Origin of the sequence: Micromonospora sp. NPDC005291 (assembly GCF_040607415.1) — a bacterium.
In the GTDB taxonomy this organism is placed as follows: Bacteria; Actinomycetota; Actinomycetes; order Mycobacteriales; family Micromonosporaceae; genus Micromonospora.
Genome location: NZ_JBEXGR010000017.1, coordinates 42,654 through 56,481, shown reverse-complemented (window position 1 = coordinate 56,481; position 13,828 = coordinate 42,654). Strand labels below are relative to the sequence as shown.

The following is a 13,828-nucleotide window of genomic DNA, read 5'->3' as shown; positions in this document are numbered from 1 at the left end:
TCGCGCTCACCGAGCCGGCCGCAACGTTTCGGCCGCCGCGATCGCCGCCAGCACGGCCGCAGCCTTGTTCCGCGTCTCCTCGTCCTCGGCGGCCGGGTCCGAGTCGGCGACCACCCCCGCACCGGCCTGCACGTAGGCGCGGCCGTCGCGGATGAGCGCGGTCCGGATGGCGATCGCCATGTCCAGGTCGCCGCCGAAGCCGAAGTAGCCGACCGTGCCGCCGTAGAGGCCGCGTCGGACCGGTTCCAGTTCCTCGATGATCTCCATGGCCCGCACCTTGGGCGCGCCGGAGAGCGTGCCGGCCGGGAAGGTCGCGGCAAGCGCGTCGAACGCGGTCTGGTCGTCACGTAGCGTGCCGGTGACGGTGGAGACGATGTGCATGACGTGGCTGTACCGCTCGACCGTGGCGAACTCGGGCACCTCGACGCTGCCGGGTTGGCAGACCCGGCCCAGGTCGTTGCGGCCCAGGTCGACCAGCATCACGTGCTCGGCCCGTTCCTTGGGGTCGGCGAGCAGCTCCGCGGCGAGCGCGGCGTCGGCGGTGGGGGTGCCGCCGCGCGGCCGGGTGCCGGCGATCGGGTGCAGCAGCGCCCGGCGCCGCCCGTCCGCAGAGCCGGTGACCTTCAGGTGCGCCTCGGGGGACGAGCCGACGATGTCGAACCCGTCGAAGCGCAGCAGGTACATATAAGGGCTGGGGTTGCTGGTGCGCAGCACCCGGTAGACATCCAGGGGGTCGGCGTGGGTCGACCTCTCGAAGCGCTGGGAGAGCACGATCTGGAAGCACTCGCCGGCCCGGATCGCCTCCTTTGCCGACTCCACCGCCTTCGGGTAACCGCCGTCGGGCGTACGGCAGAGCACCTCCCCGGCGGGGGGACGCTCGACGGTGGAGATCATCGGCGGGATGGGCCGGGACAGGGCGGTGGTCATGGCGTCAAGCCGGCCGACCGCGTGGTGGTACGCGGCGGCGACCTGCGGGGCGCGGTCCGGGGCGTCCAGCGGCGGCAGCACCGCGTTGGCGACCAAAATCGCCGAGCCGTCGTAATGGTCGAGCACCACCAAATCGGTGGCGAGCATCATGCCCAGCTCCGGCACGCCCAGGTCGTCCTCGGTCAGCTCGGGCAGTCGCTCGAAGCGGCGGATGAGGTCGTAGCCGAGGTAACCGACCATCCCCCCGGTCAGCGGCGGCAGGCCGTCGGACGGGTCCCCGACCGGCCCGGCCAGCGCCGCCACCGTCTCCCGCAGCACCCGCACCGGGTCACCCTCGGTGGGCAGCCCGGCCGGCGGCTGGCCGAGCCAGGTCGCCACCCCGTCCCGCTCGATGAGGGTCGCGCTGCTGCGTACGCCGATGAAGGAGTACCGCGACCAGGCCATGCCGGCGGAGCCGACGCCCTGCTCGGCCGATTCCAACAGGAACGTGCCCGGCCCACCGGCGAGCTTCCGGTAGACCCCGACCGGGGTCTCCGCGTCGGCCAGCAGCCGCCGCGTGACCGGCACCACCCGCCAGTGGGCGGCCAGCTCGGTGAAGGTGGCCGGGTCGGGGCTGACGGTGCCGTCGGTCATGGGTGAGCCTGCCTTTCGTTCGCGACTGCGGGGCTCCGCTGCGCTGCACTCCCCACGCTCACCGAGCCTGCCTTTCGTTCGCGACTGCGGGGCTCCGCTGCGCTGCACTCCTCGCGCTCACCGAGACTCCGGGGTGGTGACGGGAAGCTCGGTGAAGAAGCAGGTCCGGTGCCCGGTGTGGCAGGCGGCGCCGACCTGGTCCACGCTCACCAGCAGCGCGTCCCCGTCGCAGTCCAGCGCGACCGAGCGGACGTACTGGTGGTGCCCGGAGGTGGCGCCCTTGACCCAGTATTCGCGTCGGCTGCGCGACCAGTAGGTGGCCCGGCCGGTGGTGAGGGTGCGGTGTAGCGCCTCGTCGTCCATCCAGGCGACCATCAGCACCTCGCCGGTCTCGTGCGCGCGGACCACGGCGGCGACCAGACCGTCGGGGGTGCGGCGCAGGCGGGCCGCGATGGCGGGGTCGAGCCGGGACGGACGGGCCGGCACGGGCGCGGCCGGACCGGTCGGATCGCTGGGAACGCCGGTCACCGGCGCGTCAGGTACGGGCACAGTGACCAATTGTCCCGCACGCGGCGAGGGCACCGGCGACCGCTCCCGCAGGGGCTGCGGCGGGAGCCCGGCGGGCCGGGCCAGCTGGGCCACGTAACGGTCCAGCCGGCCGTCGACCAGGGCGGCGGCCAGGTCCGCGCCGGCCGTGTCGGCGATCTCCTCGGCGTACGGTCGGATCAACGGCAGTGTGCCGGTGACCAGCCGGACGGCGGCGGCCCAGAGTTGGCCGGTGGCACCCGGGCGAAGCCCGAGGCAGAGCAGCATGTCCGCCCGGTAACCGGGTGGAGCCACCGGCAGTTCCAGGGCCGCCGCGAAGGCCGCCCGGCGGGAGTGGACCCGCACCGACGGGTTGGCCGGGCGCAGGACCGATGGGCAGAGCCGGGCCAGGTCGGCGACGGCGAGCCGGACCCCGGGACGGTCGTCGGCGGCCCGCGCGGCGGCGGCCTTACCCAGCGAGGCGATCAGCTCTTCGAGTCGGGGTGGCTCGGCGGGCTGGCAGAGCACCGGCAGATCGATCCGGGGCCGCCAGTGCGGGTCGGCCCAGAGCAGCCGCGCCGGTGCGGTGACCGGCAGCCCGAACGCCCAGTCCGCCGGCTCGCCGAGTCGGTGCACCCAGGAGCGCACGTCGTGGGCGGCCACCGAGACGTGGGTGACCCGGCCTGCGGATTCGGCCAGGTACGCGCGCCGGGCGGCGTACGGGGCGCCGCCGACCAGCACGTCGAGGTCGACGTCGCTGTGTGCGGTGGCGGCGCGGCGGGCGTGACTGCCGCGCAGCAGGATGCCGACGACCGGCCGCTCGGCGGCCTGCCGCAACCGCGCGGCCCAGTCCTCAAGAAAACCGCTATCCGGTAACGGAGCGTGACCCACCGCGCCATCGTGCCGTACGTCCGATCAGCGCGCAATGCCCGTTGGCGGACCTGGTGTCCGGTCCGGAGCCTACTGCCCGTTCTCGCGCTCGGCGCAACGGTAGGCGGTCCGACCGTCGGTGCTGACCGTTGCACCGGCAGCAGCATTTCATCTAGCGTTGAGTTCAACACATGATGAGTTTCCTTGGAGGTGCGGAATGGACGACGCGATAGCCGTCCGCGACCTGGTTGTCGTCCGGGGCGGGCGGCGGGTGCTGGACGGCATCAGCTGCCGCGTCCAGCGTGGCGCCGTCACGGGGCTGCTCGGCCCCAGTGGCAGCGGCAAGACCACGTTCATGCGCGCGGTGGTCGGGGTGCAGGTGGTCAGCGGCGGAACGGTCACCGTGCTGGGTCAACCGGCGGGCGCCCCCGCGCTGCGGCACCAGGTGGGCTACCTGACCCAGGCGCCGAGCGTCTACGCGGACCTGACCGTCCGGGAGAACGCCCGCTACTTCGCGGCCCTGCACGGGCGGGGTCGCGTCGAGGCCGACCGGGCGATCAGCGACGTCGGGCTGGCCGAGGCGGCTGGCCAACTGGTCGCCACCCTGTCCGGCGGTCAACGCAGCCGGGCCTCACTGGCCTGCGCCCTGGTCGGGGAGCCGGAGCTGGTCATCCTCGACGAGCCGACCGTCGGTCAGGACCCGGTGCTGCGGGCCGATCTGTGGGCCCAGTTCCACGCGATGGCCGCCGCCGGCACCACCCTGCTGGTGTCGAGCCACGTGATGGACGAGGCGGCCCGCTGCGACCGACTGCTGCTGATCCGCCAGGGGCGGTTGATCGCCGACGACAGCCCGGCCGCGATCCGCGCCGCCGCCGGCGTGGACGACCTCGACGAGGCGTTCCTGCGACTGATCCGGGCCGGCGAGCCGGGCTTGCGAGCCCCGCAGTCGCGAAACAGGGAGGCATCGTGAATCCGCGGATCCTGGCGGCCACCACGGGCCGCATCCTGCGTCAGCTCCGGCACGACCGGCGGACCATCGCGCTGCTCGTGGTGGTGCCGGCCGCCCTGCTCACCCTGGTCTACTTCATGTACGTCGACCAGCCGACCCCACCTGGGCAGCCGACGATGTTCGACCGGATCGCGCTGGTGATGTTGGGCATCTTCCCGTTCGTGATCATGTTCCTGGTGACCAGCATCGCCATGCTCCGGGAACGCACCTCCGGCACCCTGGAGCGGCTGCTCACCACGCCGCTGGGCAAGCTCGACCTGCTCTTCGGGTACGGCATCGCGTTCGGGCTGGCCGCCGCCGTGCAGGCCTCGGTCGCCGCCGGTGTGGCGTACTGGATCTTCGATTTGCACACGGCCGGCAGTGTCGGTCTGGTGATCGGGATCGCGGTCATCGACGCCGTGCTCGGCGTCGCGCTCGGGCTGCTCTGCAGCGCCTTCGCCCGCACCGAGTTCCAGGCAGTACAGTTCCTGCCGGTCGTCGTCGTCCCCCAACTGCTGCTCTGCGGGCTGTTCGTGGCCCGCGACCAGATGGCCGGCTGGCTCCAGGCGCTCAGTGACGCCTTCCCCCTGTCGTACGCCATCGAGGCGTTACAGGAGGTCGGCGCCCACGCCGAGCCGACCGGCAGGATGTGGCGGGACGTGGCGGTGGTGCTCGGCTCGGTGGTGCTGGCGCTGGTGCTCGCGGCGGCCACCCTGCGCCGGCGTAGCGGCTGAAACTGCGGCGCCGTGGGCCGGCCGGCCCACGGCGCCCCCAGGTGGACGAACGAGGTGGCGATGACGCGGCGGACCGGCCGGCGACCCGGCAACCCGGACACCCGGGAGGCGATCCTCGACGCGGCGAGGACGGCGTTCGCCGAGCGTGGCTTCGACGCCTCCTCGATCCGCGCCATCGCCGCCACCGCCGGAGTCGATCCAGCGCTGGTGCACCACTACTTCGGCAGCAAGGACCAACTCTTCCTGGCCGCGATGAACTTCCCGGTCGACCCCGGTCAGCTGATGCCGAAGGTGCTCGCCGGCGACCGGGACGGCATTGGTGAGCGCCTGGTGCGCACCTTCCTCACCGTCTGGGACTCCCCGGCCGGCAGCGCCGCGCAGGCGCTGCTGCGCTCCGCGGTGAGCAACGAGTGGACCGCTCGGTTGCTGCGCGACTTCGTCACCACCCAGATGCTGCGCCGGGTGCTCGATCACCTCGAGGTCGACCCTGCCCAGCTGCCGCTACGCGGCTCCCTGGTGGCCACCCAGCTGATCGGCCTGGCCATGATCCGGCACGTCGTGCGGATGGAGCCGGTCGCCTCTGCCGACCCGGAGACCCTGGTCGCCGCGATCGGCCCCACCATCCAGCGGTACCTCACCGGACCACTGCCGTCCTAGAGGCGGTCAGCCTGGCGGGCGGGCCTCGGCGGGGCGGCGCAGCGGCGGCAGCAGCCGGGCCAGGTCGGTCGGGTCGGCCACGGGGCACGGGAAGGCCAGCCGGATCCGACGCCGGGCGCCGGGTCGTCCGAGGGCGACCACCAGCCCGTAGCGATCGATGCGCACCACCCGGGGCGGCCCGTCCGGGGTCTGCTCGGTCAACCCGAGCTGCCGACGCAGATACTCGGTCACCTGGGCGCTGTCGCGCTCGGCGAGGTCGGCGAGCAGCCGCGCCTCGACCGGGTGCACCGGGTCCGGCTCGGCCTCGGCGTACTCCCCCGGGTCGATCCGTCGCACGACGCCGGCCCGCTCCCAGCGGACCTCGACCACCTCGAAGCGGTACAGCCGGAACCGGGTGCCCAGGTCGAGCAGGTCGCCGGTCGGCTCCACCACGGCGAAGTCGACCGCCGCGTGGCGGGCCTCGTCGCCGTGCAGCTCAGCCGCCCAGCCGGAGACCCATGCCCGACCCAGACCGGGCGCGCCGGCGGCGGGCGGCAGGTCGAGGACGTCGAGCACCACCGCGACGTCGGTGCCCCCGGCAGCCGGTTGCAGCGCGGCGGCCAGGTGGCTGGCCACCGGGACCAGCAGCAACACCCGCCCGTCCGGGTCGGTCACGTGCCGGGCATGGTGCGGGCCCGGCCGGTGGGCCAGGTGGACGAGACCGGGCAGCCGGCCGGCGACGAGGGTACGAACGATCTCGGCGGGGTTTGGCCGCATGGGCGCGACCTCCTTCAGAGGTTAGGCTTACCTAACCCGGAGCCTAGAGCACCCGACCTTCGGCGTCCACCACATCAGCGCGGGCGCAACGCCACCGCGTCATCGGGTCTGCTCCAGCCAGGAGGCGTAGAGCAGGCCGTAGGTCGAGTCGGCATCGCGGACCAGCTCGTCGTGCGGGCCGCGCTGCACCACCCGACCCCGGTCCACCACGATCACCTCGTCGGCGGCCTGGGCCGTGGAGAGCCGGTGCGCGATCGCGAGGGTGGTCCGACCCCGGGTGACCGCGTCCAGGGTGCGTTGCAACCGCACCTCGGTCGCCGGGTCCACCGCACTGGTCGCCTCGTCCAGCACCAACAGGTCCGGGTCGGCCACGTACGCCCTGGCCAACGCGACCAACTGCCGCTCCCCGACGCTGAGCGCCTCGCCGCGCTCGCCGACGGGCGTGTCCAGGCCCGCCGGCAGACCGTCCAGCCAGTCCGACAGGCCCAGCTCGGTGAAGGCGGCGCTCAGCTGCTCGTCGGTCAACTCCGGCCGGGCGAACCGGACATTCTCCCCCACTGTCGCGTCGAAGAGGAACCCGTCCTGCGGCACCATCACCACCCGGGAGCGCAGCGAGTCGAACCGGACCTCCGCCAGCGGCACCCCGGACAGCAGCACCGCCCCCGCCGACGGATCCATCAGACGGGTGAGCAGTTTGGCGAAGGTGGTCTTACCGCTGCCGGTCTCGCCGACCACCGCCACCCGGCTCTTCGCCGGGATCTCCAGATCGATGTCGTGCAGCACCGGCGGGCCACCCGGATAGGCGAACCGCACACCGGCGAACCGGATGTCCAGCGGCCCGCCCGGCAGATCCCGCCCCTGCTCCCCCGGGTCGGCCACGTCGGGGACGACGTCCAGCACGTCCAACACCCGACGCCAGCCCGCGATCGCGTTCTGCGCCTCGTTGAGCACCTCGGTGGCGATCTGCACCGGCTGGATGAAGAGCGTCACCAGGAACAGGAACGCGGTCAGCTGGCCGATCGACAGCGTGCCGCCCACACCCAGCGTCACCCCGAGCACCACCACACCGGCCAGTGCCAGCCCGGCGGCCAACTCGCCGACCGAGCTGCCCACGATGCTGATCCGGATCGCCCGCTGCTGCGCCAGACGCTGACCGTCGATCGCCTCGTCCAGCCGCCGCGCGGTGCGCCCCGCGACGCCGTACGCCCGGATCACCGGGGCGCCCACCACGCTCTCGCCGATCGCACCGAGCAGCGAGCCGGTGCGCTGGCGCACCGTCGCGTACGCCGTGCCGAGGCGGCGCTGCAACTGCCGGATGACGAACACCGCCGGCAGGAACGCGGCCAACACCACCAGGGTCAACTGCCAGGAGTACGCGAGCATGACGGCCGTGGTGACCACCAGCTGACCGAGGTTGACCAGCAGGATCACCCCGCCCCACTGGAGGAACTGGGTGATCTGGTCGACGTCGCTGGTCACCCGCGAGACCAGCGAGCCGCGCCGCTCCGACTGCTGGTGCAACATCGACAGGTCGTGCACGTGCCGGAACGCCCGCGTCCGTACGTTGGCCAGCGCCGTCTCGCTGACCGTGAACAGCCGCCGCATCATCAGATAGCCGCAGATCGTCGTGATCGTCAGGATCGCCGCGGTGATCGCCACCACCGACCAGACCACGTCCAGATTCAGGCCACCGACGATGCCGCGGTCGATGCCCTGCTGAACGGCGACCGGCACGGCCACCCGACCGACCATGTAGACCAACGCCAGGACCAAGGTGCCGGCCAGGCCGGTCCGTAGCTCCGGCGAGAGCGCCAGACCACGGCGCAGGGTCTGCCAGGTCGTCTCCTCCCGCACCACGGGCTCGTCAGTCTTCCCCGTCGTCGCACTCACCGGGCCAGCCTTTCGTTCGCGACTGCGGGGCTCCGCTTCGCTGCACTCCTCGCACTCACCGGGCTGGCCTTTCGTTCGCGACTGCGGGGCTCCGCTTCGCTGCACTCCTCGCACTCACCGGTCCACCTCGATTTCCAGGCCCGAGGGCAGCGGCGCGACCTCGTCGCCGTATGGGCTCTCCTGCGCTCGCTCGACCTCCGCCTGCTCGTAGGCGGTGACCAGGTCGACGTAGCCGGGCACGGTCGCCAACAACTCGCTGTGCGTGCCCCGGGCCACCACTCGTCCCTGCTCCACGTAGATGACCTCGTCGGCGAGCGCGATGGTGGCCCGGCGATATGCCACCACCAGGATCGACGCGGCCGGCACCCCCGGCTCAGCGGTCGACGACCGCAGCCCGGCCAGGATGGCCGCCTCCACCCGCGGGTCCACCGCGCTGGTCGCGTCGTCGAGCACCAGCAGGCGCGGCCGGCCGGCGAGCGCGCGCGCCAGGGTGAGCCGCTGCCGCTGCCCGCCGGAGAGCGAGGTGCCCCGCTCGCCGACCATGGTGTCCAGACCATCGGGCAGCGCGGCGACGAAACCGTCCGCCTCGGCCAGCCGCAGGGCCGCCCAGACGGCCTCGTCGTCGATGCCCGCCCGGTCGAGGGCGATGTTGGCGCGGACCGTGTCGTCGAAGACGAACGGCACCTGGGCGACCAGGGCCACGGTGCCGGCCAGCGACGCGGCGGTCAGCTCGCGCACGTCCACCCCGTTGAGGGCGACCACGCCGGAGTCCGGGTCGACGAGTCGCACCGCCAGCGAGGCGATGGTGGACTTACCGGAGCCGGTCGGCCCGACCAGGGCCACCGTCCGACCGGCTGGCACCGTGAAGCCGACCTCGCCGAGGACCTGCACGCCGGGCTGGTGCGCCTCGGCGGGCGGGTAGGAGAAGTGCACGTCGCTGAAGGTGAGGGTGGCCGGGCCGGGGCTGGCAGGGTCGAGCACGCGCTGCCCGTACGCCATCTCGCCGGTGGCGTCGAGGACCCGGCGGACCCGGTCCCAGCCGGCGACGCTGCGCGGCAGCTCGGCCAGGACCCAACCGATGGCCCGCACCGGAAAGGCCAGCACGGTGAAGAGGAAGGCCACGCTGACCAGCTCGGTCACGCTGATCGCGCCCTGGCGCAGCCGGAACGCCCCGACCACCAGCACGGCGAGGGTGCCGAGGCTGGGCAGCGTCTCCAGCAGCGGGTCGAAGACGCCGCGCAGCCGACCGACCGCGATCAACGAATCGCGCAACTCGCCGGCGCGGTCCGCGAACCGGGCGGTCTCCTGGGCCTCGCGGCCCATCGTCTTGACCACCAGGGCGCCGTCGAAGCTCTCGTGGGCGATCCCGCTGACCTCGGCGCGCAGGCGCTGCGCTCGGGCCTGCCGGGGCGCCATCCGGCGGGAGTAGACGACGTTGAGCGCGAACAGCGCGGGGAAGACCGCGAGGCCGACCAGGGCGAGCGCCCAGTCGGTGGCGAAGAGCGAGACGATCGCGCCGACCAGCATCACCACCGTGCCGACGGCGAAGGGCAGCGGCGCGATGGGGTACCAGGCCGCCTCCACGTCCGAGTTGGCGTTGGACAGCAGGGTGCCGGTCGAGTTGCGGTGGTGCCAGGACAGCGGCAGCTCCAGGTACCGACGGGTGACCCGGCGGCGGTAGGAGGCCTGGAGGCGGTACTGCATGTAGCCGGCGCCGAGCCGGCGGCCGACGATGCCCGCCACCCGCAGCACGCTGATCCCGAACAGAGCGGTCGCGGCCAGCGCCAGGGTGCCGGCGCCCACCTCGCCGCGAGCGATGGCTGGAAGCGCCACGTCGCCGATGACCGTCCCGACGACCCGCGCACTGACGATGATCATTCCGCCGAACAGCACGCTGCCGACGACCGCCACCGCGAAGATCCGTGGCTGCTCGCGGATCGCCTGCCGCAGGACGCCCAGCCCTCGACTGAGCACATCCCGACTTGTCCTGCTCGCCACGCTCTCCCCCGCCGTAAGCCGCAATTATCTCCCTCATCCTTACCGGTCCGGACCGGCACCGCCGACCCGGAACGGATATGTCGACCGTCACGTACCGGACGGCGGCGAGCGGCGGACGCCGACCCGGCGACCGCTGTCGCGCGCCGGCGGGCCGGCGGGCCTACGATCGGGCCATGCCGAGGTACGCCCGAGCCGAGCGCGAGGCGCTGGCCGATCTCCTGCTGGCCCTCGGGCCGGACGCCCCGACGATCAACGAGGGCTGGGCGACCCGTGACCTCGCCGCGCACCTGGTGCTACGGGAGCGCCGCCCGGACGCGGCGGGCGGGATCCTGCTGCCGCCGCTGCGCGGCTACGCCGAACGGGTCCGTCGGCAACTCGCCGCGCGGCCCTACCCCGAGCTGGTGGCGCAGGTGCGACGACCGCCGCTGTGGAGCCCGGTCAGCAACCCGCTGACCGACGAACTGGCCAACACGATGGAGTTCTTCATCCATCACGAGGACGTGCGGCGCGCCGGCTCCGGGTGGCAGCCGCGCGACCTTCCCGCCGGCCTGCAGAGCACGCTCTGGAAGCGTGTGGTCCCGATGGCTCGCCTGGCTCTGCGCCGCTTTCCGGCGGACCTCTTCTTGCAGGCACCCGGTCACGGTGAGATCTCCGTCGGTCGCGGTGGCGAACCGCTGCGGTTGGTGGGTGCCCCGGCCGAGCTGGTGCTGTTCCTCTCCGGCCGGCAGCGGGTGGCGAGGGTCCAACTGGACGGTTCGACGGATGCCTCGCGACGACTACGCGCCGCCGGCCTGGGCATGTGACCATCGGCACGTGAACGGTCACAATTCCATTGTGGAACTTCCACACCCAGTGACACACACTGATACCTGCTCCCGTACGCTTCACCGCGCCGTTCCGCGCCGGGCGGCACGAGGTGGGGGCGTACTGTGCGGAGTTTCGCGATCTCGGCGCTGCGGCAGCCCCCGTTTCCCACGGGGCGCCATGAGGCCACGGAGCAGGTGGCGAGCGAGAGCGTCGAGTGGGCGCGCGCGTTCGGGCTGGTCGATTCGAACCATCGTGTGCATCGGCTGCAACGGGCCGATGCCGCCGGCCTGGCGGGCCGCGCCTGCCCGGACGGATCGGTGGACGGGCTGCGGCTGCTCACCGACCTGATCAGTTGGCTCTTCGTGATGGACGACGCCTGCGACGAGGACGGCCTCGGCGCCGACCCGGTCCGGCTGGGGCCGGCGATCAGCACTCTGCTCGACGTGCTGGACCGGTGCGGCGACCCCGATGTCGTACCGCCCGCCGTGGGGCCGCTGGGTGACGCGCTGCACGACCTGTGCCGCCGGACCCGACTGTACGACCGTGCGGCACTGCTACTGCGGTTCGTCAGCCAGATGCGGGAGTACCTGCTGGCACTGCTCTGGGAGGCGGGCAACCGGGAGCGTCGGCGCGTGCCCGAGGTGACGGAGTACGTCCAACTGCGCCGGCACATCGGCGGCGTGCACCCGTGCCTCACCCTGACCGACCTGGCATCGGCACAGCCACCCGGGTCGGCCCAGCGCGCCGATCCGGCGCTGCTCGCCCTGGATCTGCTGGCGGTGGACCTGGTCTGTTGGTGCAACGACCTCTTCTCCTACGGCAAGGAGAGCCAGGCCGACCCGGACGCGCACAACCTGGTGACGGTGATCGCCCAGGACAGCGGCGCGGACGAGGCGGCCGCGCTCCGGGCTGCGGCGAACCAGTTCAACCAGGGGTTGGCGACGTACCTGGATGCGGAGGAAGCGCTGCTGGCCAGCGGGAACGACGGGATGCGCCACGCGCTGGCTGCCCGACGCAACTGGGTCCGGGCCACCTACGACTGGTCACTCGTGGCTGCCCGGTACGCCTGATTCGACCGTACCGGTTGGTGGGACGGGACGGCCGGACGATCACCAGGGCTAGCCGATGCACGGTGCCAGGCAATACTCTTCGGTAACCATCATGACGTGACGATCGTCACGCCACCACCCCCGAAGGCGGCTACAGCGATGGCTCTCGATGTACCGTACCGTTCCATCCCGGACATGTTCCTCAAGCGCGTGGCGGCCACCCCCGACCGAAACGCGTTTGCGTCCCCGACCCCCGACGACTCGGGGCCCGTCTGGCTGACCTGGGACCAGGTCGGTCGGCGCGCCAAGGCGGTCGCCGCCGGCCTGCACGGCCTGGGCGTCGGCCAGGAGGACCCGGTCGCGATCCTCGCCAACACCCGACTCGACTGGGTGATCGCCGACCTCGGCATCATGTGCGCCGGCGGTGCGACCACCACCGTCTACCCGACCACCGAGCCGGCGGACGCGACGTACATCATCGCCGACTCCGCGTCGAGGGTGCTGTTCGCGGAGAACCCGGCCCAGGCGGCGAAGATCGCTGGCGCCGACCTGCCCGCGCTGACCCACGTGGTGCTCCTCGACGGTGCCGTCGACCCGGCCGCCGCGATTCCGCAACTGACGCTCGCCGAGCTTGAGGAGCGGGGCACCGCCGCGCTGGCCGCCGAGCCCGATCTGATCGACATGCTCGTGGCCGGCATCGGCCCGGACCACCTGGCCACCCTGATCTACACCTCCGGCACGACCGGCCGACCCAAGGGCGTCGAGCTGCTGCACGGCGGCTGGTGCTGGGAGGCCGTGGCGCAGGAGGAGGTCGGGCTGCTGCGTGACGACGACCTGCAGTACCTGTGGCTGCCGCTGGCCCACTCGTTCGGCAAGACGCTGCTCTGCGGCGCCATCCACGTCGGGCTGCCCACCTACGTCGACGGGCGGGTGGACAAGCTGGTCGACCTGCTGTCGGTGATCCGGCCGACGCTGATGTGCGGCGCTCCCCGGGTGTTCGAGAAGGTCTACAACCGGGCGGTGACCACCGCGCAGGCCGGCGGCGGCGCGAAGGCGAAGATCTTCGCCTGGGCGGTCGGCGTCGGCAAGGAGAAGGTGACCCTGGAGCAGGCCGGCAAGCCGGTGCCGGGCGGGCTGAAGCTGCGCTACGGGCTGGCCGAGAAGCTGGTGTTCAGCAAGCTCCAGGCCCGCCTGGGCGGCCGGATGCGGGTGCTGGTGTCCGGCGCCGCGCCGCTCAGCCCGGAGATCGCCACCTTCTTCGCCGCGGCGAACCTGCCGATCTCCGAGGGCTACGGCCTGACCGAGACCAGCGCCGGGAACTTCGTCAACCCGCCCGCCGGGCTGCAGATCGGCACGGTGGGCCGGGCGATGGGTGATCTGGAGTGCCGGATCGACACCGACGGGGAGATCCTGTTGCGTGGTCGGCCGGTGATGCGCGGCTACCACAACCTGCCGGAGGAGACCGCCGCCGCGTTCACCGAGGACGGCTTCTTCCGTACCGGCGACATCGGCACCCTCGACGAGCAGGGCTACCTGCGGATCACGGACCGCAAGAAGGACCTGGTCAAGACCTCGGGCGGCAAGTACATCGCACCGTCGCACATCGAGGGGATGTTCAAGGCGATCTGCCCGTACACCTCGCAGGCGGTCGTCGTCGGTCAGGCCCGCAACTTCTGCACGATGCTGGTCACGCTGGACCCGGACGCGATCCAGGGCTGGGTCGCCGGCGGCCCGCTGGAGGGGCGCAGCTACACCGAGATCGCCGCCTCGCCGGAGGCTCAGACGATGGTCGAGGAGTACGTCGCCCAGCTCAACGCGAAGCTCAACCGCTGGGAGACGATCAAGAAGGTGGCCATCCTGCCACGCGACCTGACGATCGAGGACGGCGAGATCACCCCGTCATTGAAGATCAAGCGACGTGGTGTGGAGAGCAACTTCGCCTCCCAGATCGACAAGATGTACGCCGGCACCCTCGCCGAGCTCTGATTCCACCG

Annotated in this window: 11 protein-coding genes and 1 pseudogene; 6 read left to right on the top strand and 6 right to left on the bottom strand. The window is 72.3% G+C overall.

All coding sequences use genetic code 11. The features are described 5' to 3' along the window. Positions 1-6: 6 nt before the first annotated feature. From ABZT18_RS22110 to ABZT18_RS22100, 3 genes and pseudogenes are all read right to left on the bottom strand, one after another. On the bottom strand, positions 7-1,560 hold the full coding sequence (locus ABZT18_RS22110; RefSeq protein WP_354994808.1) for an anthranilate synthase component I: 1,554 nt from the start codon (positions 1,558-1,560) through the stop codon (positions 7-9). Positions 1,561-1,677: 117 nt separating this feature from the next. Next, entirely contained in the window at positions 1,678-2,109 is a 432-nt protein-coding gene (gene hisI / locus ABZT18_RS22105; protein WP_354994974.1) for a phosphoribosyl-AMP cyclohydrolase, read from the bottom strand. A 180-nt stretch (positions 2,110-2,289) separates the two neighbouring features. Beyond that, a pseudogene (locus ABZT18_RS22100) lies at positions 2,290-2,613 on the bottom strand (phosphoribosyl-AMP cyclohydrolase); the annotation flags it as partial. 559 nt (positions 2,614-3,172) lie between these two features. Between ABZT18_RS22100 and ABZT18_RS22095 the strand changes: the two are divergent. Genes ABZT18_RS22095 through ABZT18_RS22085 form a run of 3 tightly spaced genes read left to right on the top strand, consistent with a single transcriptional unit; the run spans position 3,173 to position 5,334 of the window. Beyond that, complete coding sequence (locus ABZT18_RS22095) at positions 3,173-3,925, top strand: ABC transporter ATP-binding protein (RefSeq protein ID WP_354994809.1); 753 nt, start codon at positions 3,173-3,175, stop codon at positions 3,923-3,925. Next, the gene (locus ABZT18_RS22090) at positions 3,922-4,677 is read left to right on the top strand and encodes an ABC transporter permease (protein ID WP_354994810.1); all 756 of its coding nucleotides are present in this window, start codon (positions 3,922-3,924) and stop codon (positions 4,675-4,677) included. Before ABZT18_RS22095 ends, ABZT18_RS22090 begins: the two co-directional genes overlap by 4 nt. A gap of 60 nt (positions 4,678-4,737) precedes the next feature. Then, positions 4,738-5,334, top strand: a complete 597-nt coding sequence (locus ABZT18_RS22085) for a TetR family transcriptional regulator (RefSeq protein WP_354994811.1) — start codon at positions 4,738-4,740, stop codon at positions 5,332-5,334. Positions 5,335-5,340: 6 nt separating this feature from the next. Here the strand turns inward: ABZT18_RS22085 and ABZT18_RS22080 are convergent, their stop codons facing one another. The 3 genes from ABZT18_RS22080 to ABZT18_RS22070 all read right to left on the bottom strand — a co-directional run bounded on the left by ABZT18_RS22080 (position 5,341) and on the right by ABZT18_RS22070 (position 9,978). Continuing rightward, positions 5,341-6,090 carry a DUF2470 domain-containing protein gene (locus ABZT18_RS22080; protein WP_354994812.1) on the bottom strand — a complete coding sequence of 250 codons (750 nt, stop codon included), beginning with the start codon at positions 6,088-6,090 and terminating at the stop codon, positions 5,341-5,343. A 99-nt stretch (positions 6,091-6,189) separates the two neighbouring features. Next, a complete protein-coding gene (locus ABZT18_RS22075; RefSeq protein ID WP_354994813.1) occupies positions 6,190-7,980 on the bottom strand; it encodes an ABC transporter ATP-binding protein in 1,791 nt (596 codons plus the stop codon). Positions 7,981-8,094: 114 nt separating this feature from the next. Then, the gene (locus tag ABZT18_RS22070; RefSeq protein WP_354994814.1) at positions 8,095-9,978 is read right to left on the bottom strand and encodes an ABC transporter ATP-binding protein; all 1,884 of its coding nucleotides are present in this window, start codon (positions 9,976-9,978) and stop codon (positions 8,095-8,097) included. Positions 9,979-10,151: 173 nt separating this feature from the next. Between ABZT18_RS22070 and ABZT18_RS22065 the strand changes: the two genes are divergently transcribed. The 3 genes from ABZT18_RS22065 (at position 10,152) to ABZT18_RS22055 (ending at position 13,820) form a co-directional block, all read left to right on the top strand. Continuing rightward, entirely contained in the window at positions 10,152-10,781 is a 630-nt protein-coding gene (locus ABZT18_RS22065; RefSeq protein ID WP_354994815.1) for a TIGR03085 family metal-binding protein, read from the top strand. Between the two features lie 198 nt (positions 10,782-10,979). Beyond that, on the top strand, positions 10,980-11,855 hold the full coding sequence (locus ABZT18_RS22060; RefSeq protein WP_354994816.1) for a terpene synthase: 876 nt from the start codon (positions 10,980-10,982) through the stop codon (positions 11,853-11,855). Positions 11,856-11,993: 138 nt separating this feature from the next. Next, entirely contained in the window at positions 11,994-13,820 is a 1,827-nt protein-coding gene (locus tag ABZT18_RS22055) for a long-chain fatty acid--CoA ligase (RefSeq protein WP_354994817.1), read from the top strand. Positions 13,821-13,828 lie beyond the last annotated feature (8 nt).